21 protein-coding genes are annotated in these 23,587 nt (G+C 69.3%); 7 read left to right on the top strand and 14 right to left on the bottom strand.

Annotated features, from left to right (window positions below; translation table 11 throughout):
• Positions 1-19: 19 nt before the first annotated feature.
• The 5 genes from EJC77_RS09090 to pstS form a co-directional block, all read right to left on the bottom strand.
• Entirely contained in the window at positions 20-1,114 is a 1,095-nt protein-coding gene (locus tag EJC77_RS09090; RefSeq protein ID WP_125611819.1) for an AI-2E family transporter, read from the bottom strand.
• Between the two features lie 87 nt (positions 1,115-1,201).
• Complete coding sequence (gene pstB / locus EJC77_RS09085) at positions 1,202-1,981, bottom strand: phosphate ABC transporter ATP-binding protein PstB (protein WP_125611817.1); 780 nt, start codon at positions 1,979-1,981, stop codon at positions 1,202-1,204.
• Between the two features lie 36 nt (positions 1,982-2,017).
• Entirely contained in the window at positions 2,018-3,127 is a 1,110-nt protein-coding gene (gene pstA, locus EJC77_RS09080) for a phosphate ABC transporter permease PstA (protein WP_125611917.1), read from the bottom strand.
• Entirely contained in the window at positions 3,124-4,053 is a 930-nt protein-coding gene (gene pstC, locus EJC77_RS09075; protein WP_276309067.1) for a phosphate ABC transporter permease subunit PstC, read from the bottom strand. The genes pstA and pstC overlap by 4 nt, the downstream gene beginning before the upstream one ends.
• 49 nt (positions 4,054-4,102) lie before the next feature.
• On the bottom strand, positions 4,103-5,218 hold the full coding sequence (gene pstS, locus EJC77_RS09070; protein ID WP_125611813.1) for a phosphate ABC transporter substrate-binding protein PstS: 1,116 nt from the start codon (positions 5,216-5,218) through the stop codon (positions 4,103-4,105).
• A 224-nt stretch (positions 5,219-5,442) separates the two neighbouring features.
• On the opposite strand from pstS, the gene EJC77_RS09065 reads away from it, so the two are divergent.
• The 3 genes from EJC77_RS09065 to disA all read left to right on the top strand — a co-directional run bounded on the left by EJC77_RS09065 (position 5,443) and on the right by disA (position 9,151).
• Positions 5,443-6,564, top strand: a complete 1,122-nt coding sequence (locus tag EJC77_RS09065; protein ID WP_125611811.1) for an FUSC family protein — start codon at positions 5,443-5,445, stop codon at positions 6,562-6,564.
• A 37-nt stretch (positions 6,565-6,601) separates the two neighbouring features.
• Positions 6,602-7,999 carry a DNA repair protein RadA gene (gene radA, locus EJC77_RS09060; RefSeq protein ID WP_125611809.1) on the top strand — a complete coding sequence of 466 codons (1,398 nt, stop codon included), beginning with the start codon at positions 6,602-6,604 and terminating at the stop codon, positions 7,997-7,999.
• 81 nt (positions 8,000-8,080) lie between these two features.
• Positions 8,081-9,151 carry a DNA integrity scanning diadenylate cyclase DisA gene (gene disA, locus EJC77_RS09055; protein WP_125611807.1) on the top strand — a complete coding sequence of 357 codons (1,071 nt, stop codon included), beginning with the start codon at positions 8,081-8,083 and terminating at the stop codon, positions 9,149-9,151.
• 116 nt (positions 9,152-9,267) lie between these two features.
• Here the strand turns inward: disA and EJC77_RS09050 are convergent, their stop codons facing one another.
• Entirely contained in the window at positions 9,268-9,888 is a 621-nt protein-coding gene (locus EJC77_RS09050) for a hypothetical protein (protein WP_240630031.1), read from the bottom strand.
• A gap of 162 nt (positions 9,889-10,050) precedes the next feature.
• On the opposite strand from EJC77_RS09050, the gene EJC77_RS09045 reads away from it, so the two are divergent.
• Positions 10,051-10,977 carry an HhH-GPD family protein gene (locus EJC77_RS09045; RefSeq protein WP_240630028.1) on the top strand — a complete coding sequence of 309 codons (927 nt, stop codon included), beginning with the start codon at positions 10,051-10,053 and terminating at the stop codon, positions 10,975-10,977.
• A gap of 62 nt (positions 10,978-11,039) precedes the next feature.
• Here EJC77_RS09045 and dhaM read toward each other — a convergent pair whose 3' ends face one another.
• From dhaM to EJC77_RS09005, 8 genes are all read right to left on the bottom strand, one after another.
• Positions 11,040-11,714 carry a dihydroxyacetone kinase phosphoryl donor subunit DhaM gene (gene dhaM, locus EJC77_RS09040; protein WP_125611800.1) on the bottom strand — a complete coding sequence of 225 codons (675 nt, stop codon included), beginning with the start codon at positions 11,712-11,714 and terminating at the stop codon, positions 11,040-11,042.
• The gene (gene dhaL, locus EJC77_RS09035; RefSeq protein WP_240630025.1) at positions 11,711-12,379 is read right to left on the bottom strand and encodes a dihydroxyacetone kinase subunit DhaL; all 669 of its coding nucleotides are present in this window, start codon (positions 12,377-12,379) and stop codon (positions 11,711-11,713) included. Before dhaL ends, dhaM begins: the two co-directional genes overlap by 4 nt.
• 2 nt (positions 12,380-12,381) lie before the next feature.
• The gene (gene dhaK, locus EJC77_RS09030; RefSeq protein ID WP_125611798.1) at positions 12,382-13,383 is read right to left on the bottom strand and encodes a dihydroxyacetone kinase subunit DhaK; all 1,002 of its coding nucleotides are present in this window, start codon (positions 13,381-13,383) and stop codon (positions 12,382-12,384) included.
• A 102-nt stretch (positions 13,384-13,485) separates the two neighbouring features.
• Positions 13,486-13,992, bottom strand: a complete 507-nt coding sequence (locus EJC77_RS09025; RefSeq protein ID WP_125611796.1) for an amino-acid N-acetyltransferase — start codon at positions 13,990-13,992, stop codon at positions 13,486-13,488.
• A 177-nt stretch (positions 13,993-14,169) separates the two neighbouring features.
• The gene (locus EJC77_RS09020) at positions 14,170-16,659 is read right to left on the bottom strand and encodes an ATP-dependent Clp protease ATP-binding subunit (RefSeq protein ID WP_125611794.1); all 2,490 of its coding nucleotides are present in this window, start codon (positions 16,657-16,659) and stop codon (positions 14,170-14,172) included.
• Between the two features lie 163 nt (positions 16,660-16,822).
• A complete protein-coding gene (locus tag EJC77_RS09015; protein WP_125611792.1) occupies positions 16,823-17,152 on the bottom strand; it encodes a histone-like nucleoid-structuring protein Lsr2 in 330 nt (109 codons plus the stop codon).
• A 256-nt stretch (positions 17,153-17,408) separates the two neighbouring features.
• On the bottom strand, positions 17,409-18,857 hold the full coding sequence (gene lysS, locus EJC77_RS09010) for a lysine--tRNA ligase (RefSeq protein ID WP_125611913.1): 1,449 nt from the start codon (positions 18,855-18,857) through the stop codon (positions 17,409-17,411).
• A gap of 86 nt (positions 18,858-18,943) precedes the next feature.
• Positions 18,944-19,936, bottom strand: coding sequence for a LacI family DNA-binding transcriptional regulator (locus EJC77_RS09005; protein WP_125611911.1), 993 nt, complete (start codon positions 19,934-19,936; stop codon positions 18,944-18,946).
• 231 nt (positions 19,937-20,167) lie between these two features.
• Here EJC77_RS09005 and uriH point away from each other — a divergent pair, with 231 nt between their 5' ends.
• Genes uriH through EJC77_RS08990 form a run of 3 tightly spaced genes read left to right on the top strand, consistent with a single transcriptional unit; the run spans position 20,168 to position 23,548 of the window.
• A complete protein-coding gene (uriH, locus tag EJC77_RS09000) occupies positions 20,168-21,160 on the top strand; it encodes a uridine-preferring nucleoside hydrolase UriH (RefSeq protein WP_125611909.1) in 993 nt (330 codons plus the stop codon).
• Complete coding sequence (gene uriT / locus EJC77_RS08995) at positions 21,157-22,575, top strand: uridine transporter UriT (RefSeq protein WP_125611790.1); 1,419 nt, start codon at positions 21,157-21,159, stop codon at positions 22,573-22,575. Before uriH ends, uriT begins: the two co-directional genes overlap by 4 nt.
• Before the next feature lie 37 nt (positions 22,576-22,612).
• A complete protein-coding gene (locus EJC77_RS08990) occupies positions 22,613-23,548 on the top strand; it encodes a ribokinase (RefSeq protein WP_125611788.1) in 936 nt (311 codons plus the stop codon).
• Positions 23,549-23,587: the final 39 nt, after the last annotated feature.

Raw genomic sequence — 23,587 nt, 5'->3', positions numbered from 1 at the left:
CCTCGGCAACCCCGGTGACTCAGCGGCGCGCCTGCGCCGGGACCACCACCGCGCGCACGATCGTCATGATGGCGGCCGCGACGGGCACCGCGATGAGCGCGCCGAACAGGCCGAGCAGCGCGGCGCCTGCGGCGGCCGAGATCAGCACGACGGCGCCGGGGACCTGCACGGCGCGGCTCATGACCTTCGGGGTCAGGTAATATGCCTCCACCTGCATATAGACGAGCATGACGACCAGCACGATGATGGCGGCCATGGGCGAGGTGAACAGCGCGACGACTGTCATCATGGCGGTCGTGACGATGGTGCCGATGAGCGGGATGAGCGTGATGAACAGGGCCAGCAGGGCGAACAGCCACGCGAACGGCACCCCCACGATGGTCAGCAGCAGGAACGTGAGCAGGGCGTTGCACGTGGACAGCACCACCATGCCGCTGAGGTACTTGCCCACGGAGTCTGCGATCCGCTCGGTCAGGCGCATGAACGCCAGCCGGTGCGAGGCCGGCACCAGCGAGTAGACGCCGCGCTTCATGGGCCGCATCGACGCCACGAAGTAAATCGTCAAGATGACGATGAAGATGCCGCTGGAGACCGCCGACGCGACGCCCACGCCCAAGTGCAGCAGGCCGCCGCCGACCTGGCGAAGGAAGTCGGCGTTGCCGATCAGGCCCTGGACCCATTCGAGGATGGAGTCCAGGCGGCCGTTCGTCAGCTCGTCCACGCGCGTGAACCACTTTTGCCGCTCCACCTGGTCCAGCGCCTGCGGCAGGACGGCCACGAGGTTCGTGAACTGCCGGACCGCGAACGGCACCACGAGCCACAGCAACGCGGCCGTGGCCAGGCCGAAGGCGCCGCCCACCACGGCGATGGCCCGGCCGCGCGGCATGTGGTGCCGGCCCAGCCAGACGATGAGCGGCTCGAGCGCCAGGGCCAGGAACAGCGAGGCCAGCACGGAGAGCATGATGCCCTTGAGCCCCAACAGGATGTAGCCGATGGCCAGCCCGGTCAGCGCCCCGAGCGTGGCGGTCAGGCCCCAGCGGAACGCCTGGTCGATGGCCCGCCTTGCGGGGACGGTGCGGCCCGGGGCCTGTTCGGAACTTCCTGGACCGGCCATGGGCACCCCTTCGACGGTGGCTGAACGCTTGGGGTCAACTCTGGCACACCCGGGGGTTGCGAATCGCCAAGTGCGCGATCCTGCGGTTTACCCGAAGCGGCCGGAGACGTAGTCCTCGGTGGCCTTCTCGACCGGGTTGTTGAAGATCGTCGTCGTTTCGGAGAACTCGATCAGCTTGCCGGGCTTGCCGGTGCCGGCGATGTTGAAGAACGCCGTCTTGTCCGACACGCGCGCCGCCTGCTGCATGTTGTGCGTGACGATGACCACCGTGTACTGGTCCTTGAGCTCGTTGATCAGGTCCTCGATGGCGAGCGTGGAGATCGGGTCCAGCGCCGAGCAGGGTTCGTCCATGAGGATCACATCCGGCTTCACCGCGATGGTCCGGGCGATGCACAGGCGCTGCTGCTGGCCGCCGGACAGCCCCGAGCCGGGCTTGTCCAGCCGGTCCTTGACCTCCTTCCACAGGTTCGCCCCGCGCAGCGACGCCTCCACCAGGGCGTCCGCGTCGGAACGGGAGATGCGCCGGTTGTTCAGCTTCACCCCGGCCAGCACGTTGTCGCGGATGCTCATGGTGGGGAACGGGTTGGCCCGCTGGAACACCATGCCGATCTGGCTGCGCACCAGCACGGGGTCGACGCCGTCGGCGTACAGGTTGTCGCCGTCCAGCAGCACGCTGCCTTCCACGCGGCCGCCGGGAACGACCTCGTGCATGCGGTTCAGCGTGCGCAGGAACGTCGACTTGCCACAGCCGGACGGGCCGATGAACGCGGTGACGGACTTGGCGTCGAGGGTGATGTTCACGCCCTCCACGGCCAGGAAGTCGCCGTAGAAGACGTTGAGGTCGCTCACGTCGATGCGCTTAGACATGTGGTTGATCCATTTCGAGAGTAGTGGCGGCGGGCATCAACGGCCCTTCCTCGGGGCGAATAGGCGCGCCACCAGGCGGGCGGCCAGGTTCAGCAGCATGACCAGGAGGATCAGCAGCAGGGCGGCCGCCCAGGCACGCTGCGTCGACGGGTCCGGGTTGGACGGCGACGTCGGGGTCATGATCTGCGTGTAGATGAACGTCGGCAGCGAGGCCATCCAGCCGCTGAAGACGTTGAAGTTGATGGTCGTGGCGAACCCGGCCGTCACCAGCAGCGGGGCCGTCTCGCCGATCACGCGGGCGATGGCCAGCGTCACGCCGGAGGCGATGCCGGAGATCGCCGTGGGGATGACGACCTTCATGATGGTGCGCCATTTGCGCACACCCAGGGCGTAGGCCGCCTCGCGCAGCTCGTTCGGCACGATCTTGAGCATTTCCTCGCTGGAGCGAACCACCACCGGGATCATCAGGACGGACAGCGCGATGGCCGCGACGAAGCCGGTCTTCGTGCCGGGGCCGAGCAGCATGCTGAACAGCGCCGCGGCGAACAGGCCGGCCACGATCGACGGGATGCCGGTCATGACGTCGACCAGGAACGTGATGGCCTTGGACAGCTTGTTCCCGGCACCGTATTCGACCAGGTAGATGGCGGTCAGCAGGCCGATCGGCACGGAGATCAGGGTGGCCCACAGCGTGATCAGGACGGACCCGGCCAGCGCGTGGTAGGCGCCACCGAGAACCGTGGTGTGGTTCGCCACGGACTGGTTGTCCTGGATGCCGGAGACGCCGTTCATCGAGGTGCCCAGGAAGCCGGGGGCCAGCAGCCCGGGGATGCCGTTGATCAGCACGGTGATGATGACGGACACCAGCGGCAGCAGCGCCACGAGGAACGCCCCCACCACCAGTGCGGTCGCCAGCCGGTCCACGGCCTTGCGCCGGCCCTCGACGACGGCGGCGCTGGTCACGGTGCCGACGGCGTACAGCAGGCCGGAAAGCACGGCCCAGCCGAGCACGTTGAAGCCGGCGAGCGCCATGAGCGCCGCGGCGAGGACGACGGCGGCGCCCGCGGTCACGTACGACGCGTACCCGGGCAGCCTGCCGCGGGTCAGGTTGGAGCTCTTCCGCTCGGTCAAAAGCGTCGACATCAGTTGGCTCCCGAGAATTCCTTGTGCCGGTTGATGATCCACCGGGCAACCATGTTCACGACCAGGGTGATGATGAACAGCACCAGGCCGGCGGCGATCAGTTCGTGCAGGCGCAGCCCGAACGCCTCGGGGAAGTTCAGTGCGATCTCGGCGGCGACCGTCTGGTTGCCGGACCGGATCAGGCTGGCCATCAGCGGGCCGGAGGAGAGGACCAGGGCCACGGCCATGGTCTCGCCCAGGGCCCGGCCCAGGCCGAGCATGACGGCGCTGATGATGCCGCCGCGGGCGAACGGGAGGACGGCCATGCGGACCATCTCCCACCGGGTGGCGCCCAGCGCCAGCGCGGCTTCCTGGTGCAGCGCGGGGGCCTGCAGGAAGATCTCACGGCACAGTGAGGCGATGATGGGCAGGACCATGACGGCGAGCACGATGCCCGCGGTCAGCATGGTCTTGGCGGTGCTGGAGGCCGGTCCGGCGAATATGGGGATCCAGCCGAGGTTGTCGGCGAGCCACTGGTACGGTTCCTTGAGTTGGCTGGCAAGGAAACTGGCCCCCCAGGCGCCGTACACGACGGAGGGGATGGCGGCCAGCAGATCCACGACATAGCCGAGGCCCTGCGCCAGCCGGCGCGGGGCGTAATGCGAGATGAACAGGGCCACGGCCACGCCGATGGGCGTGGCGATGACCAGTGCGATGGCGGCGGCAATGAGCGTGCCGACCACGATCGGGACGATGTAGCTGGTGAAGCCCCTCCCGCCGGTCACGTCCGCGGGGGCCGCCGTGAACGCCGGCAGCGCCTGCACGAGCAGGAACACCGCGACGGCGAACAGGACGACCATGATCAGGACGCCGGCACCCAGGGCCGCACCGGAGAACACCTTGTCTCCGGTGCGGCCGCCGGCCGAACCTGCCTGTTTGGTGATGGACAAATTGCTTCCCTTGTCGTTTACCAGTCGGGTGCCGGGGTATCCGGCAGGCTTACTTGGCGACCTTGATCGACGCGAAGGAGGCCTTGGCCTTGGCCGCGAGCGTGCTGGACAACGGGGCGCTCTTGGCTGCCGCGACGGACGCCTGCTGGCCGGCGTCGCCGACGGCGAACGTGCCGAACGCCTTCACCAGGGCCGCGGTGGCCGCATCCGGGTAGGTCTGGCAGACCACGGCGTAGGAGACGAGCACGGCCGGGTAGGCGCCGGCATCCTTGGGCGTGCGGTTGAGCTTCAGCGACAGGTCGTTGGCGGAGCGGCCCGGAACGACGGTGGCGGAGTCAACGGCCTTGGCGGCCGCCTCGGCCGTGACGGCCACGTACGCGTCGCCGACCTTCAACTCGGCCTTGCCCAGGGCGTCGGTCACGGCGGAGTCGTCGGCGTAGGCGATGGCGCCGGCGGTCTCGGTGACGGTCTTGACGACGCCGGAGGTGCCCTTGGCGTTCTCACCGGGCAGTGCGGCCGGCCAGTCGCCGGAGGCCTTGTCGGTCCACACGGACGCGGCGGCCTTGTTCAAGTAGTCGGTGAAGTTCTGCGTGGTGCCCGAGTTGTCCGAGCGGTGCACCGCGGTGATGGCCAGGTCCGGCAGCTTGGCGCCGGGGTTGGCCGTGGCGATGGCCGGGTCGTTCCACGTCTTGATCTCGCCGCGGAAGATCTTGGCGACCGTGCCGGCGTCGAGCTTGAGGTCCTTCACGCCCGGGACGTTGAACGTGACGGCGATCGGGGAGATGTACCACGGGATGTTCATCGCGCCGTCGGGACCGCACTTGGCCTTCGCGGACGCCAGCTCCTCGTCTTTCAGGTACGCGTCGGAGCCGGCGAACTGCACGGCGCCGGCGATCAGGGCCTTGCGCCCGGCTCCGGACCCCTCGGGCGAGTACTGGACGTTCGCACCCGTGTTGGCGGACTCGAAGCCGGCCTTCCAGGCGTCCATGGCGGCGGAGATCGAGGTGGCGCCCGTCCCGGTCAGGGTGCCGGTCACGGTCGCACCGCTCGTGGTGGCGGCAGGCGTGGTGCCGGAACCAACCACGTTATCGGTGCCACAGGCGGTCAGAGCCAGCGCGCCGACGGTGACGACGGCTGCGACGCGGCCAATGTGAAGTGCCTTCACTTTTTGTCCCTTACTGTGTTGCCCCTTGCGGGGTTGTCCCCTGCGGGGTCTAAGACGGTTGACACCATGACGATAGGAGGGGCAGGTAACGAAACCGGCCCGCCGAGGTGAACGCCCGGTAAACGGCATGCGGATTCTTGGTGCGCCCCTCGGCCACTAGCGCCTATTGGCCTCCCCGACCTCGCTTCGCTCACCCGGGGCCCCTCGGCCACTAGGCTTGCTCCATGGCTGAGTCGTCCGGGGTCGCGAAGACGCTCACGTTCGTGAAGGTCCGGGCCCGGCTGGGGATGCGTCGCAGCGTCATGTCGATCCCGCGGGCCGCCATGATGAGCGTCGTGGCCGTCGCCGCGTTCTACGTCGCCGAGTTTGCGCTCGGCCACCAGGGCCCGCTGTTCGCCGCCACGAGCGCCATCATCGCGCTCGGCTTCTCCCGCGACTCGCGCCTGCGCCGCGTGCTCGAGGTGGGCATCGGCTGCACCCTGGGCATCGCCATCGGTGACTCGCTGCTGCATTGGCTGGGGTCGGGCATCTGGCAGGCCGCGCTCGTCATGTTCATCTCCATCCTGCTGGCCCGGTTCCTGGACAGCGGCGCCATCTTCACCACGCAGCTGGCCATGCAGTCGCTGCTCGTGGTGCTGCTGCCCGTCCCCGCGGGAGGCCCGTTCACGCGCAGCCTGGACGCCGTCGTCGGCGGTGTCTTCGCGCTCCTGGCCACGTTCCTGGTCTCCCGGGACCCGCGGCGGCAGCCGCGCGAGGACCTGTTGCTGGTGCTCGGCGAGCTGGCCGCCGTGCTGCGCGAATGCGCGGCCGCCCTGGCCTACAACGACGCGACGACGGCCTGGCACGCGCTGGTGCGCGCCCGGGGCATCCAGCCGCGCATCGACGCCATGCGCGCCGGCCTGCGCGGGTCCCGGGAGGTGGCCCGGCTCTCGCCGCTATACCGGCGGCACCTGGACGAGGTCGAGGGTTTGACGGTGACGATGGAGCGGGTCGACTTCGCGTTCCGCAGCAGCCGGGTCCTGGCCCGCCGGTTGACGAGCGCCATCACCAACGCCGCCCTGTCCGACACCGGCCAGGACCACCTGGCGGAGGTGATCGGCGACGCGGCCGCCGCCGTCGAGGAGCTGGCCGCGGCACTGTCCGACCCGCGGTCGAGCGGCGGCTCCCTGCACCATGTGCGGGACACGCTGGCCGTCGTCGCCACCCGGCTGCACCCGTCCCGGCTGGACATCACGCGGATCGAGGGTCAGACGGTGGTGCTGTTGTTCCGCACGCTCATGGTCGACCTGTTGGAGATCGCGCGGATGGACCCGACCGAGGCCCGCGACCTGATGCCGCGGCTGTAGGGAGTCGTTGTCGGAGCCCGCTTGTAGGGTTGGTGGCATGGCAACGAAGACGGCCCGCAAGCCCACCACCCAGAACTACAGATGCGCCGAATGCGGCTGGACCACGGCCAAGTGGGTCGGCCGGTGTGGTGAGTGCCAGGCCTGGGGCACCGTGGAGGAGCTCGGCGTCGTCGTGGCCCGCACCACGGCCGCCACCGCTGTCGCGCGCCCGGCCCAGCCGATCGCCGACGTCGACGCCACGACGGCCGCCTACCAGCCCACGGGCGTGCCCGAGCTGGACCGGGTGCTCGGCGGCGGCATCGTGCAGGGCGCCGTGATCCTGTTGGCCGGCGAACCGGGGGTGGGCAAGTCGACGCTGCTACTGGACGTCGCCGCGAAGTTCGCCCGCAACGAGCACGGCATGAAGGCGCGCAAGGTGCTGTACGTGACCGGCGAGGAGTCGGCCGCCCAGGTGAAGCTGCGCGCCGACCGGATCGAGGCGGTCGCGGACACGCTGTACCTGACAGCGGAGACGGACCTGGGAACGGTGCTCGGCCATGTGGCGGAGGCGTCCCCGGAACTGTTGATAGTGGATTCGGTCCAGACGCTCAGCAGCACGCTGGTGGACGGCAGCGCCGGCGGCGTGTCCCAGGTGCGCGAGGTCGCCGCGTCACTCATCGCGGCGGCAAAAAAGGACAATATGGCCACGCTGCTCGTCGGGCACGTGACGAAGGACGGTTCCATCGCCGGCCCGCGCCTGCTCGAGCATCTGGTCGACGTGGTGTGCCAGTTCGACGGCGAACGGCACTCCCGGCTGCGGCTGCTGCGCGCCACGAAGAACAGGTACGGGCAGACGGACGAGGTCGGCTGCTTCGACCTGACCGAAACCGGCATCGAGGGCCTGACCGATCCCAGCGGGCTGTTCATCACGCGCGTCACTCCCCCGGTGTCCGGGACGTGCATCTCGGTCGCGTTGGAGGGCCGGCGGCCGCTGCTGGCCGAGGTCCAGGCGCTCGTCGCGGAGTCCGCCGGCCAGCCCCGGCGCAGTGCGAACGGGCTCGATTCGTCCCGCATGACCATGATGTTGGCGGTGCTGGCCGCGCGCACGCCGGTGCGGGTGGAGAACGACGACGTCTATGTCGCCACGGTGGGTGGGGCCAGGCTCACCGAACCGGCCATGGATCTTGCTATGGCGCTGGCCGTGATGTCGGCCAAGTCCCGGGTCCCGCTGCCGCAAAAACTCGTCGCGTTCGGGGAGGTGGGGCTGGCCGGGGAGGTGCGCGCCGTGCCGGGCATCAACCAGCGCATCCACGAGGCCCACCGGCTCGGCTACACGCACGCGCTGGTGCCGCGCAGCCAGAACGGTCCGGGCACGCTGCCGCCGAACTTCATGGTCAAGCAGATCGAGCACGTGTTCGAGGCCATCGAGTTGTTGCGGGCGGCCGCCGCCGCATAACGGCATTCGGGCGCGCGCCCATTATCATGGGGCAAGTGGTCAAGTGCGGGTCCCCGCGCGCGTACTCGAAGGAATGCCCCCATGGTTCGTAGCCCCGAAGAGACCCTCAGGGCCACTTTGGCGCGCGTCGCCCCCGGAACGCCGCTGCGTGACGGGCTCGAACGCATCCTGCGTGGCCGCACCGGCGCCTTGATCGTGCTCGGCTCCGACAAGACCGTGGAACAGCTGTGTTCGGGCGGGTTCGAGATCGCCATCGACTTCGCCCCGACCCGGCTGCGTGAGCTGGCCAAGATGGACGGGGCGATCGTCTGTGACAAGGACGCAACCAGGATCCTGCGCGCCGCCGTCCAGCTGGTCCCCGATCCGAGCATCGAGACGCAGGAGTCCGGCACACGGCACCGCACGGCCGAACGCGTGGCCATCCAGACCGGGCTTCCGGTCATTTCGGTCAGCCAGTCCATGCAGATCATCGCCCTGTACGTGGATGGGTTGCGGTACGTGCTGGAGGGCTCGGAGAAGGTGCTGGTCCGCGCCAACCAGGCCCTCGCGACCCTGGAACGGTACCGCTCCCGCCTGGACCAGGTGACGAACTCGCTCTCCGCCCTCGAGATCGAGGCCATGGTGACCGTGCGGGACGTCGCCGTCACCCTGCAACGGCACGAGATGGTGCGCCGGATCTCGGAGGAGATCGCCCAGTACGTACTGGAACTGGGCACTGACGGCCGGCTCCTGTCGCTGCAGCTCGACGAACTCACGGCGTCCCGCGGGCCGGGCGCCGGCACCGTCATCCGCGACTACACCGACCCGGAGGCCACGGACGTCGACGCCGCCGTGGCGGCGCTGCGAGGCATCGACCAGGCCGACCTGATCGACCTGGTCCAGATCGCGAACATCGTAGGCCTGACCGCCGGCAACGAGTCGCTGGACGCCATCATCCAACCGCGGGGGTACCGGCTGGTCTCCGGGCTCAAGGCCGTCCCGGGCGCCGTGGCCGCCCGCCTCGTGGACCATTTCGGCAGCTTGCAGAACCTCATGGCGGCGACCATCGACGAGCTCATGGTCGTGGATGGCATCGGCGAACTGCGCGCCCGTTCCGTGCGCGAGGGACTGTCCCGGATCGCCGAGGCCAGCCTGCTGGACAGATTCCTGTAAACGGTGATTGAGCCCGTAAACGGTGATTGAGCCTGTCGAAATCACCCCCGGTACCGGTCTCGACAAGCTCGACCACCGGGGTCCCGGTCTCGACAAGCTCGACCACCGCCCGGGACTCAGTTCAGCGTGAACCGCGCATCATTGCTGGCGATCTTGCCCAGCTGCGCCGTGAACACGTAGGTTCCGGCACCCAACGACGACTCGACCTTCCCGCACCCGGCGATGGTGCGATTGCGCTGCCACGGGAAGTTGGCCGTCTCGCTCTTGCCGGGCGCGATGGTCTTGACCAGATCCGTGCCGCCGACCTGGCAGTCCTGAGAGTTGAACACCGGATCGTTGCCGCTGGTGACGATGAACGCCATCTGGTTCGTGCCGACATTGACGTCACAGGCGGACGCGCCCGTGTTCGTGACCTTCAGGGTGAGCATCGGCTTGTCGCCGGGGGCGTAGGCCTGCTTGTCGGTGAGGGCGGCGACCTGGATGTCGGCCTGGGCGCACACGCTCGCCGCCGCCGATGTCTTGGGCGATCCGGAGGCGTTCCCCGTGGCGGTGGCCGTCGGGCCGGCCGAACCTGACTGTTCTGCGCTTGGCTGCTGGTCGGCGGCGGGCGCCGCCGTCGTGCCTGCGCGCCCAACCAGTCGCACCAGCGCAACGGCACCGACGACAAGCGCCGCGACGACCACAAGCGCCAGAACGCCGACAACGAGGCGGCGACGCCGGTACACGGCCGCAGACACGGGTTTCCTGGGTACGGGGCGCTGCCCGGCACCTCCGCCCGCCCTGCCGCCGTTCTCGCCCACGCCTCTACCCTAGCGAAGGGTGTGCTGCCGGGGCGGACCACCACGCCGTCATCTAGAGTTTGTGTGGTCACCCGAACGTCAGACCACAAGGAACTCCCCGTGCACAAGGCCATTCTCGACTGGTTCGCCGTCACCGCCCGCGACCTGCCGTGGCGCGGCGAGTGCTCCCCGTGGGGTGTGCTGGTCAGTGAAATCATGTTGCAGCAGACGCCCGTGGTGCGCGTCCTGCCCGTGTGGGAGGAGTGGCTGCGGCGGTGGCCCACACCCACTGACCTGGCGGCCGAGCCGGCGGGCGAGGTGGTGCGCGCGTGGGGGCGGCTGGGCTACCCGCGGCGGGCGCTGCGGTTGCACGAGGCGGCGCGGGTGATGGTTGAACGCCATGACGGGCTGGTGCCGGGCACGGTCGACGAGCTGCTGGCTTTGCCGGGCATCGGGACGTACACGGCCGCGGCCGTCGCCGCGTTCGCGTTCGGCCGGCGGAGCACGGTGGTGGATACGAACATCCGCCGGGTGCACGCACGGCTGGTGCTGGGCCAGGCGTTGCCGGCCCCGGCGTTGACGGCCGCCGAGATGCGGCTCGCCGCGGAGCTGTTGCCGGCCGACGACGCCGAGTCCGTGGCGTGGAACGCCGGGGTCATGGAGCTGGGTGCCCTGGTGTGCACGGCCCGGCGCCCCAAGTGCGATGCCTGCCCCGTCCAGGCCGAGTGCGCCTGGATCGCGGCCGGCCAGCCCGAGCCGACGTATGTGCCCAAGGGGCAGCCGTGGGCGGGGACGGACAGGCAGGTGCGCGGCGCCGTCCTGGCCGTGCTGCGGGCTGCGGAGTCGCCCGTGCACGCGGACCTGCTGTGGGGACCCGTGACATCGGTCGTGGCCGCCTCCATGGCGCATCCGGGCGAGGTGCTCCGGGCCCTGTCGGCGCTGCACGACCTGAACACGCATGCACCGCAGCTCGAACGGTCACTGGCCGGTCTCGTGGCGGACGGCCTGGCGGAGATGTCGGACGCCGGATACCACCTGCCCCGCTGACCGACCGGGGAGCGGGTCTCGACAGGCTCGACCACCGGTGGTCGAGCCTGTCGAGACCCGGGTCAGAGCTCGCCGAAGCCGTTCTCCACCTCGCGGCGGACCAGGTCGACGGCGCGTTGCGCGTCCGGCCCGGACGCGCTCACGTCCAGCACCGTCCCCTTGCCGGCGCCGAGGGTCATCAGCAGCATCACCGACTGCCCGTCGACACCGTTGATCTCGATGTCGACGTCCAGGGCCCCAAGCTCACCGGCCAGCACGGCGGCCGGGCGGGCGTGCAACCCCAGCGGGTTGATCAGGGTCAGCGACGCCGTGACCGCGACGGCGGGCGACGGAGCCGCCGCGACGGCGGGCCCGTCGTCAACCGGTTCCAGCGCGGTCTCGGCCGCCTTCACCACGGTGCCCAGCGCGGCGCCGGACTGTGCTGCCACGGCCGCGGCCACGGCGCCCTCCACCAGCGGCGCCGAAGCAAGCCGCGCGGTGTCCGGATGCCCCATGAATTCCAGCGCCGACTCGGCCGTCATGACCGCCGAGCCGAGGTCCGTCAACACCACGACCCCGTCACCGCGATCCGCCGACCCCAGCGCTCCCAGGACCTTCTCCAACGACGTCCCGATGCCGCCGTCGTCCATCCCGCCGGCGGCGACCAGGGTGACGTCCGGGGCCATCTGGGCCGCCAACTCCACCACCCCCTCGGCGAGCTTGGCACTGTGCGAGACGATGACCAGGGAGACGCTCATGCCGCCGCCCCGGAAGGCGCCCCGGAGGCGGCGTCCGAGGCGGCGTCGGCGGCGGCGCGCAGGATGAGCGCGGAGGACGCGGCGCCCGGGTCGCGGTGCCCGATGGCCCGTTCGGCCAGGTAGCTGGCACGCCCCTTGCGGGCGATCAGCGGATCCGTGGCGACGGCGCCCGCCTCCGCCGCGTCCGCCGCGGCACCCAGCACGGCCGACGGTTCGGCGCCGGACGCGGCAGCGGCCGCCGCCGCATCCACGGCGGGCGTCCACGCGTCGACCATGGTCTTGTCGCCGGACTCGGCCTTGCCGCGGGCCACGACGCCGTCCCGGGCCGCGGCCAGGGCGGCGGCGACCAGCCCGGAGTCCAGCGTCCCGGCTTCCCCGACCGCGGTGGCGGCGCGCAGGAACGCCGTCCCGTACAGCGGCCCGGCCGCTCCGCCCACCTTCGACATGAGCGTCATGGCGGCCAGCTTGAACGCCGCCCCGGGCGTCGCCGGCGGCGTCTCGTCAAGCCTGGCCAGGATGGCGGTGTAGCCGCGGTCCATGTTCTCCCCATGGTCGCCGTCGCCGATCGCCCGGTCCAGCTCGATCAGCTCCACCCGGTGCTCCGCGACGACCGCGGCGCTGCGCCGCAGCCATGCAACGGCCCAGTCCGTCCCCAATCCGGCCACGGCTAGACCCCCCACCGCAGCGCAGGCGTGTGCACGGGCGCATCCCACAGGGCCGTCATCTCGTCGTCGAGCCGCAGCACGGAAATGGAGGCGCCCTGCATTTCCAGGGCCGTGATGTAGTTGCCCACGAGCGAGCGCTCCACGACCAGCCCGGCCGCCTCGAGCACGCCCACGGCATGCCGGTACACGATGTACAGTTCGCTGGCCGGGGTGCCGCCCATGCCGTTGACGAACAACAGCACCTTGTCCCCGGGAGCCGGCGACAGGTCCGCCAGGATCGGTGCGAGCAGGCGGTCGGTGATGCCGTCCGCGTTCTCCATCGGGATCCGGTGCCGACCGGGTTCGCCGTGGATGCCGATGCCGATCTCGATCTCGTCGTCGCCCAGCTCGAAGCTCGGCACGCCGGCGTGCGGGACGGTGCAGGCGGACAGGGCCACGCCCATGGTGCGCACGTTCTCGTTCACGCGCCGGCCGATCGCCGTGACCGCGTCCAGGTCGTCGCCGCGTTCGGCGGCGGCCCCGGCGATCTTCTCGACCAGCACGGTTCCGCCAACCCCGCGCCGCCCGGCCGTGTACAGCGAGTCCTCGACGGCGACGTCGTCGTTCACCAGCACGGTGCGCACGTCGACGCCCTCGGCCTGCGCCATTTCCGCCGCCGTCTCGAAGTTCAGCACGTCGCCGGTGTAGTTCTTCACGATATGGACGACGCCGGCACCCGAGTTCGCGGCGACGGTCGCCGGGATGATCTGATCGGGCGTGGGCGAGGTGAACACGGCCCCGGGAACGGCCGCGTCCAGCATGCCGAACCCGACATAGCCGGCATGCAGGGGTTCGTGCCCGCTGCCGCCACCGGAGACGAGCCCGACCTTGCCGGGTTTGGGTGCCTGCTTGCGGGTGATGAACAACGGATCGATGTGCACCGTCACGAGGTCGGCGTGGGCGCGGCCGAATCCGTCCACGGATTCGTCGACAACGGCCCTGGGATCATTGATCAGCTTTTTCATGGCGGAACCCTCCGAGTGCAATCAGTGAGCGAAGGCCGCGCAACGGCGGGGCGGCCTCATGGCTCGACCCTACCGGCAGGCGTGCGCCGTGGGTAGGGGACGTTACAGGTGGCGGATCATGCGCGTGTTGCCGAGCGTATTGGGCTTGACCCGGGCCAGGTCGAGGAATTCGGCCACGCCCTCGTCCTGGGACCGCAGCAGTTCCGAATACACGGCCGGGTCGACGGCTTCCTGGTTGGCCATCACGGTGAAGCGGTGGCGCAGGAAGAACTCGACCTCGAAGGTGAGGCAGAAGACCCGGCTGACGCCCAGTTCGCGGGCCTCGTGCAGCAGGCGTTCGACGAGCGCGTGCCCCACGCCCCGGCCCCGCCACGCGTCCGCGCTGGCCAGGGTGCGGATCTCCGCCAGGTCCTCCCACATGACGTGCAGGGCGCCGCAGCCGATGACCTTTCCGGCACTCTCGGCGACGCTGAATTCCTGCAGCGCCTCGTAGTAGGCCACCGACTCCTTGGCGATGAGGATGCGCCGGTCGGCCAGTGGCGCCACCAGCGCCTTGATCGCGCCGACGTCGGAGGTGCGGGCGGGGCGAAGCTGGAAGTGGGTGGTCACCGTGCCAGTCTATGGCCCGGGCGGGGCGGGCTTAACGCACGACGCCGGTGACCCACCTTTGGAAGGTGGGTCACCGGCGTCGTCGGGGTCTCGGCTCGACTACCGGGGTCTCGACGGGCTCGACCACCGGTGGTCGAGCCCGTCGAGACCCCGGTGTCCAGCCTGTCGAGACCTTGGTTAAGCGGTGGCCGGGAGCGCGTCCGGGATGTGCGGGCGGGCCGAGCCGACGAACGTGAACGTCGCCTCGTCTCCCTCACCGTCCACATCGACGGCCACGATGTCTCCGGTCTTGATGTCGCCGAACAGGATCTTCTCGGACAGGTGGTCCTCGATCTCGCGCTGGATGGTCCGGCGCAGCGGGCGGGCGCCCATGGCCGGGTCGTAGCCGCGGGTGGCCAGCAGGACCTTGGCCGCCTGCGTGAGCTCGATGCCCATGCCCTTGTCGGCCAGGCGCTTCTCCAGGCGGGCGATGAACATGTCGACGATCTCGATGATCTCGTCCTGCGTCAGCTGCGGGAACACGACGACGTCGTCAACACGGTTGAGGAACTCGGGGCGGAAGTGCTGCTTGAGCTCCTCCGTGACCCGGGCCCGCATCCTGTTGTAGCCGGTCTGCGTGTCCGTGCCGGACTGGAAGCCGGTGGTGACGGCCTTCGAGATGTCCCGGGTGCCCAGGTTCGTGGTCATGATGATGACCGTGTTCTTGAAGTCCACCACACGCCCCTGGCTGTCCGTCAGGCGGCCGTCCTCGAGGATTTGCAGCAGCGAGTTGAACAGGTCCGCGTGCGCCTTCTCAACCTCGTCGAACAAGACCACGGAGAACGGGCGGCGACGCACCTTCTCGGTCAGCTGGCCGCCCTCCTCGTAGCCGACGTAGCCGGGAGGGGCGCCGAACAGTCGCGAGACCGTGTGCTTCTCCGAGTACTCGGACATGTCGAGGGTGATCAGCGCATCCTCCTCGCCGAACAGGAACTCGGCCAGCGCCTTGGCCAGCTCCGTCTTGCCGACGCCGGTGGGGCCGGCGAAGATGAACGAACCGCCCGGGCGCTTCGGGTCCTTCAGGCCGGCACGGGTGCGCCGGATCGCCTGGGAGATCGACCGGATGGCCTCGTTCTGGCCGACGACACGCTTGTGCAGCTCGTCCTCCATCTTCAGCAGGCGCGAGGACTCCTCCTCGGTCAGCTTGAAGACCGGGATGCCGGTGGAGTTGGCCAGCACCTCGGCGATGAGTTCGTCGTCGACCTCGGAGATCTCGTCCAGGCCGCCGGACTTCCACTGGCGCTCCTTTTCGGCGCGGGCCGAGATGAGCTTCTGCTCCTTGTCCCGCAGCGAGGCGGCACCCTCGAAGTCCTGGGCGTCGATGGCGTCTTCCTTGCGCTGCTTGATGGACAGGATCTGCTCATCCATCATCTTCAGCTCCGGCGGAGCCGTCATGCGGCGGATCCGCAGCCGGGCGCCGGCCTCGTCGATCAGGTCGATGGCCTTGTCCGGCAGGAACCGGTCACTGATGTACCGGTCGGCCAGCGTGGCCGCCGCGGACAGCGCCCCATCGGTGATGGACACCCGGTGGTGTGCCTCGTAGCGGTCCCGCAGGCCCTTGAGGATCTCGATGGCCAGCGGCACGGACGGCTCCTGGACCTGGATCGGCTGGAAGCGGCGCTCCAGCGCGGCGTCCTTCTCGATGTGCTTGCGGTATTCGTCGAGCGTGGTGGCGCCGATGGTCTGCAGCTCGCCGCGGGCCAGCATGGGCTTGAGGATGGAGGCCGCGTCGATGGCGCCCTCGGCGGCACCGGCACCGACGAGCGTGTGGATCTCGTCGATGAACAGGATGATGTCGCCGCGCGTGCGGATCTCCTTGAGGACCTTCTTCAGGCGTTCCTCGAAGTCGCCGCGGTACCGGGAACCGGCCACCAGCGAGCCCAGGTCCAGCGTGTACAGCTGCTTGTCCTTGATGGTCTCGGGCACGTCGCCGCGCACGATCGCCTGGGCCAGGCCCTCGACGACGGCCGTCTTGCCGACACCGGGCTCGCCGATCAGCACCGGGTTGTTCTTCGTGCGCCGGGAGAGGACCTGCATGACGCGTTCCATCTCGTGCTCGCGCCCGATGACCGGGTCCAGCTTGTTCTCACGGGCGGCCTGGGTCAGGTTGCGGCCGAACTGGTCGAGCACCACGGAACCGGCCGGGGTACCCTCCTGCTGCTGGCCGCCGCTGGCAACCGGCTCCTTGCCCTGGTAGCCGGAGAGCAGCTGGATGACCTGCTGGCGCACACGCGTCAGGTCGGCGCCGAGCTTCACCAGGACCTGGGCGGCGACGCCCTCGCCCTCGCGGATCAGCCCGAGCAGGATGTGCTCGGTGCCGATGTAGTTGTGGCCCAGCTGAAGGGCCTCGCGCAGCGACAGCTCGAGGACCTTCTTGGCACGCGGCGTGAACGGAATGTGGCCGCTCGGGGCCTGCTGCCCCTGCCCGATGATCTCCTGGACCTGTTCCCGGACGGCATCCAGGGAAATGTTCAGGGACTCCAAAGCCTTGGCGGCGACACCCTCGCCCTCATGGATGAGGCCGAGCAGGATGTGCTCCGTGCCGATGTAATTGTGGTTGAGCATGCGAGCCTCTTCTTGGGCCAGCACAACAACGCGTCGGGCTCGATCGGTAAATCTCTCAAACATTTCGCCACACTCCTAGCTACTGCGTACTTTGATGCTACGCAGGTGCGAGCCCGGATGGGCGCTTGTTCGCCACAGGGGAAATGTGCACCCTTGTTAACGCGGCAGACGCCGCCCACCCCGGGTTCCCGGGACGGACGGCGTCCAATGTGGTGGACGTTGCCGCTCAGCCCTGCGCGGCGTAGTAGGCCTCACGGACGTCGGCCTGGATGCGGCCGCGATCATGCACGTTGTAGCCATTGTCACGGGCCCAGGCCCGGATGTCGCCGACATCGCTTTTGCGCGAGGCGGCGGCCGGCCCGCGGCCGCGGATGGCGCGCCCACCGGCACGGCGGCCGGCGGCGATGTACTTGGCAAGTGCGTCGCGCAATTCCTGTGCGTTTGCACTCGACAGATCGATTTCGTAGCTGACCCCGTCAAGCCCGAACGTCACATTCTCATCGGCCGCGGACTTGTCCAGGTCATCCACCAGGGTGATCTCGACTCTTTGTGCCATGGTGACTTACCGCCTCACATATAGGGTTGAATATCATTGATTCAACCTAAATTATGCTCGGCCCATGGCCCCGCGTCAAAGGGGCGCGCAATTAGCGCGGAAATTCATCCTTTTGCGCGGCTTCGCGCTCCGCCGCGGCCAGCGCTTCGCGCTCGGCGCGGTCCGCGTTAAAGATGGCCTTCATGGCGAAGAAGAATAGGACCCCGACGCCGACGGATGGAACGATAACTGCTACATACTCCATATTTCCCAGCTTCTACTCAGGTTTCATCAGGGGGAAGAGGATCGCCTCACGAATTCCGACCCGGGTGAACAACATCACCAACCGGTCGACCCCCAAGCCCAAACCGCCCATCGGCGGAGCCCCGTATTCCAAGGCGCGCAGGAAATCCTCATCCAATTGCATGGCCTCCGGATCGCCCGCGGCGGCGGCCAGCGACTGCTGCGTCAGGCGCTGGCGCTGGATGACCGGATCGACGAGCTCCGAGAAGGCGGTGCCCGTCTCCCGGCCGTCAATGACCAGGTCCCACGCCTCGATCAGGGCCGGGTTGTCACGGTGCGGACGCGCCAGCGGCTGGGCCGACGGCGGGTAGTCGCACACGAATGTGGGCTGGATGAGCGTCGGTTCGACGATTTCGCCGAACAATTCCACGACCAGCTTCTCGGCATTCCAGGCCGGGTCAATCCTCATCTCATGGGCGGCCGCTATTTCGCGCAGCACCTCCGCCGGGGTATCCGGGGTGATCTCCCGGCCCACGGCGTCGGACAATCCCCGGTAGACGGGCAGCCACGGCCAAACGCCCTCGAGGTTGATGGTGCCGCGGTCGGTCTCGATGACGCGTGATCCGACGGCGTCGGCGGCGGCCAGGATTACCCGCTGAATGGTTTTGGCCATGGTGAATTGGTCGCCGTAGGCCTCATACGCCTCGAGCATGGTGAATTCCGGGCTGTGGGTGGAATCAACACCCTCATTGCGGAAGATGCGCCCCACCTCAAAGACTTTGTCCAGGCCGCCCACGACGGCCCGCTTCAGGTATAGCTCCAACGCAATTCGCAGCGTCATCGGCTGGTCAAACGCATTCATGTGGGTGCGGAACGGACGGGCCGCGGCGCCGCCGTGCACCAGCTGCAGAATCGGCGTTTCCAGCTCGATGTATTCCTCGGCATTGAGCGTGTCGCGAATGGCCTTCACAATGGCCGAACGCGTACGCACCTGCTCGCGGGCCGCGTCGCGCACAATCAGGTCGACATAACGCCGCCGGACCCGCATCTCCTCGGACAACTCGGCGTACAGCACCGGCAGGGGGCGCAGCGACTTCGAGGCCATCGACCAGAAATCGGCCATGACGGACAGTTCGCCGCGGCGGGAGCTGATGACCTCCCCGTGCACGAAGACGTGGTCACCCAGGTCCACCAGCGACTTCCAGTCGGCCAGCGAATCCTCGCCGACGCCCGCCAGCGACAACATGACCTGCAGGCGCGTCCCGGCGCCGGACTGCAGCGTGGCAAAGCAGAGCTTTCCTTTGTTGCGGACGAACACGACGCGGCCGGCGACGCCGACGATCTCACCGGTGGCGTCGTCGGGGGCCAGGTCGGGGAACTTCTCGCGGATTTCCTCGATGGTGTGGGTGCGGGCGACGCCCACCGGGTAGGCCTGCTCACCGCGTTCGAGCAGCTTGGCCCGCTTCTCCAAACGAACATGCATCTGCTCGGAAACATCGCCGGCCTCGAGGGTCACGGTATTTTCAGCACTCACGCCAACCAAGCTTAGTGGCTGTTCCTGACAGCCACCTACGCGCGCCCTGGATGCGACGGGTCCGTCGATCCGCGCACCATGAGCCGGCTGGGCAGCAGCACGCGGGACTCCTCGACGGGCATGCCCTCCATGAGCCGGCGCAGCTGGCTGCCGGCCGCCCGGCCGAGCGCGGCGGCGGGCAGGCGGACGCTCGTCAGCCCGGGAGTGCTGGTGGCCGAGTACGGCAGGTCGTCGAACCCGGCCACGGCCACGTCGTCCGGTATCCGCAGCCCGGCCCGCCGTGCCTGCGCGAACACGCCGTAGGCGTGTGTGTCGGTGGCACAGACGACGGCGGTCACCCCCGCGGGTGCCCAGCGCGGCCAGGCGTCGGCGAACGCGGCGGCGGACGCCGCAATGTCGACCTTCGCGCCGGCGTCGGCAACGGTCTTCAGGCCCCGCTCGACCGCCCGGGCCAGGAAGGCGTCCCGGCGCAGCCGGAACGTGCCCGTGCCCGTCACGGCGTCCAGGTAGGCGACGCGCCGGTGCCCGAGGCCGGCCAGGTGGTCGGCCAGCTCGCGGGCCCCGTGGGCGACGTCGAAGTTCACGGACGGCGCCGTGCTGTCAATGCCGGGCGCGTCCAGCAGCACCATCGGGCTCACGGGCGCCAGGTGGGCCAGGAAGTCCGTGCCCGGGGCGTCGACCAGCAACCCGGCCGGGCGCAGCGAGAACAACTTGCGGATGTCCCCGGGCTCCGGCGTCTTGCCGGCGTCGGTCACTGACAGCAGCAGCTGGTAGTCGTCGCCCAGGGCGCCACGGACCCCCGCTATGACGTCGGCGTAGAACGGGTTCGCCACATCCGGGGCGACGAGGATCACGATGTTGCTGCCGCCGCGCGCCAGCGAACTGCCGATGCCGTCCACGACGTAGCCGAGTTCGGCGATGGCCCGCTGCACCGCCTCGATCGTGTCCGCCGAGACCCGCCCGGCCGTCTTCCCGTTGATCACGAGCGACACGGTCGCGGTGGACACCCCCGCCCGCGCGGCCACCATGGCGGCCGTCGCACGCGGGGCGGACTGCCCATAGCCGTTCGTGTGCTTGGAAACTTCGCCGGACCCCATGACTCGATGGTAGCGGCCGCCGGCGCCCCCCGCCGCTTCTGGCATCAAGCGCTTGATCCGTGACGTCGAATTCATGACGTTAAGCGCTTGACGTCACATTCCGCTGGTGTCACACTTCATAGGGAAGACCCTGCGCCGGCCGTGCGCAGGAACCCCGACGACGTGGAGAGCACCGTGAACCCCGAATCCAGCCCGGCACCGGCCACCACCCCCCGCAAGATCATCCTGGACTGCGACCCCGGCCACGACGACGCGGTCGCCATGCTGCTGGCCCACGGCAACCCCAACATCGAGTTGCTGGCCGTGACCACCGTCGTCGGCAACCAGACACTGGAGAAGGTGACCCGCAACGCCCTGGTCGTGGGCACCATCGCCGGCATCACCGGCGTCCCGTTCGCGGCCGGCTGCGACCGCCCGCTGGTGCGCAGCATCGAAACGGCGCCGGACATCCACGGCGAATCCGGCATGGACGGCCCCGCCCAGCCCGAGCCGACCATCGAGCTGGACCCGCGCCACGCCGTCGACCTCATCATCGACACGATCATGGCGCACGAGCCCGGCACCGTGACGCTGGTGCCCACGGCCGGCCTGACGAACATCGCCATGGCAGCCCGGAAGGAGCCGCGCATCGTCGAACGCGTGCGGGAGGTCGTGCTCATGGGCGGCGGCTACCATGTGGGCAACTGGAGCGCGGTGGCCGAGTTCAACATCAAGATCGACCCCGAGGCCGCGCACATCGTGTTCAACGAGAAGTGGCCCGTGGTCATGGTGGGCCTGGACCTGACCCACCAGGCGCTGGCAACCCCCGACGTCGTGGCCAAGATCGAGGCCGTCGGCACCGGGCCCGCCAGGTTCGTCATGGAATTGATGGAGTTCTTCACCAAGACCTACAAGGACGCCCAGGGCTTCGACTACCCGCCCGTCCACGACCCGTGCGCCGTCGCCTACGTGATCGACCCGACCGTGATGACCACCCGGAAGGTCCCGGTCGACATCGAACTGACCGGCACCCTGACACTCGGCATGACCGTCGCCGATTTCCGCGCCGAGCCGCCCGCGGACTGCAACACCTCCGTTGCCGTCACCCTGGACCACGAGAAATTCTGGGGCCTGGTGACCGACGCCCTGGTGCGGATCGGGGACGTGGCGGCATGAGCATCGCCGCAGCCAAGTCCAAGGCCGGCAACGTCACGGCCCTGATGGTGGCATTGCTGGCCGCCTGCATCGCGTTCCAGCTCAACGCGTCCATGCTCAGCCCGGCGCTGGTCATCATGGGCGAGGAACTGCACACCAACCAGGCCGTGATCGGCCTGTCCCAGACCTCGTTCTTCACCGCCGCCGCACTGTTCTCCCTGTTCCTGCCCCGTCTCAGCGACATCATCGGCCGCAAAAGGGTGCTGCTGGCCATGATGGTCCTCATGGCCGTCGGCTCGGTCATCTCCGCGCTCGCCCCCGACGTGACCTGGCTGTTTGTGGGACGCATCATCCAGGGCGTCAGCGGCCCCACCGTTCCGCTGGCCCTGATCATGCTGCGCTCCGAGGTCACCGACCCGAAAAAATACGGCGTCCTGATGGGCCTGATCACGGCCGTCAACGGCGGCATCGCCGGCATCGACTCGTTCGTGGGCGGCTTCCTGGCCCAGCACTACGGCTTCCGCAGCGTCTTCTGGCTGATGGTTGTCCTGGGCGCGGCGGCCGCCGTCCTGGTGGCGGTCCTGGCCCGCGAGAGCAAGCCCGGCGAGGGCACCCGGATGGACTGGTGGGGCGTGCTCTTCATCGTCATCGCCGTCGGCGCCCTGCTGACCATGTTGAACGAGGCCACGGCCCTGCTGGGCGGTTACTCGACCAGCACCCTGGTGCTGGTCATCGCCCTGGCCGCGATCGCCGCGATCGCCTTCATCCTGTTCTGGGCGACGGAGAAGCGCTCCAAGCACCCGATGGTCCAGATCGTGCACCTGCGCCAGCGCTCCACCTGGGCCACCCTGCTGACCACCATCTTGACCATGACGGGCATCTTCGCCGCGATCAACGGCATCGTGCCCGCGTTCGTGCAGGCCGCCAAGCCGGGCTTCGCCATCGGGGCGACCGAAATGTCGCTGCTGATCCTCACCCCGTACGCGCTGCTGGGCTGGGTCTTCGGCCCGATCAGCGGCCGGCTGGCCCCCGTGCTGGGCTACACCAGGGTGCTGCGCACGGGCATGGTCGGCGCCCTGGTGGCGCTGGCCGTGATCGGCTTCCTCGGCCTGCACAACCTGCCGCTGATGATCGCCGGCACGGCGCTGCTGGGCATCATGTACGCCGGCACGGTGAACATCATGCTCAACGGTCTTGGCGTGGTGCACTCCCCCAAGGGCAACCCCGGCTTCCTGCCCGGCATGAACGCCGGCGCGTTCAACCTGGGCGCCGGGCTGAGTTTCCTGGTGCTGCCCGCCATCCTGGTGGCCACCGCGTCCATGGGCGTCGTTGCCTCGTACACGACAGTCGTGGTCGTGGCACTGGTCATCACGGCGCTGGCGCTCGCGGCGTCCCTGTTGATCCCGAAGCCCGTGGAGGCCGAGGTCCACGCCTGAGCCGGCCTCCACCCCGCACCGCATCGAAAGGCACGCCATGAATTCCGCACGCATCGTCGTGGCCGGGTCGCTGAACGCCGACCTCACCATCTACACGGACCGGCTCCCGCAACCGGGCGAAACGCTGCACGGGCACGGTTTCGCCGTCAACCCGGGCGGCAAGAGCGCCAACCAGGCCGTCGCGGCGGCTCGCCTCGGCGGCGACACGGCACTGCTCGGCGCCGTCGGATCCGATGCGAACGGCGACATGCTGCTGGCGTCGGTGTCCGGTGCCGGGGTGGACACCGGCCGCATCCGCCGTGCCGACGCGCCGACGGGTGTGGCCGTCATCTCCGTCGACGCGCACGCGGAGAACACCATCATCATCGACGCCGGCGCCAACGGCACGCTCACCCCCGCCGACCTGGACCCGGCCGCGTTCGCCGGTGCCGCCGTCGTCTGCCTGTGCCTGGAGGTGCCGCCCCCCACGGTCACGGCCGCGGCGCGGTTGGGGCACGACGCCGGGGCAACGGTGTTGCTGAACCTGTCACCGTACGCCGCGGTCGACGACGAGTTGGTGCGGTACTGCGATGTGCTGCTCGTCAACGCGCACGAGGCCGCGCAATTCCTGGACGTCCCGGCCCTGCCCGGGGCGGATGCGGCCGCCGGTGAGTGGGCGCCGGTGGCGGAGGCCCTCACCGCCCGCGGCATCCCCAACGCGCTGGTGACCCTCGGCTCGCAGGGCTCCGTGGTGCTGGCGACCGGCGGCGAACCGGTGCGGGTTGCACCGACCACCGTGGCCGCCGTCGACACGACCGGCGCCGGCGACGCGTTCACGGGCGCCGTGGCCGCACGCCTGGCGGCGGGCGACGCACTCGTGGACGCGGCGCGGTACGCGTCCGTGGCGGCCGCTCTGGCCACGACGAAATGCGGCACCCAGGCGGCCTACCCGACGGCGGAGGAGGTCGAGGACGCGCTGGCGTTGCACGGCTAGTGCCAATGCCGTGTAGTTAGGCTGGGCGGGCTGGTGTCA

Source organism: Specibacter cremeus, from assembly GCF_003946885.1.
Lineage (GTDB): Bacteria > Actinomycetota > Actinomycetes > Actinomycetales > Micrococcaceae > Specibacter > Specibacter cremeus.
This window is presented reverse-complemented; position numbering and strand designations above follow the sequence as displayed.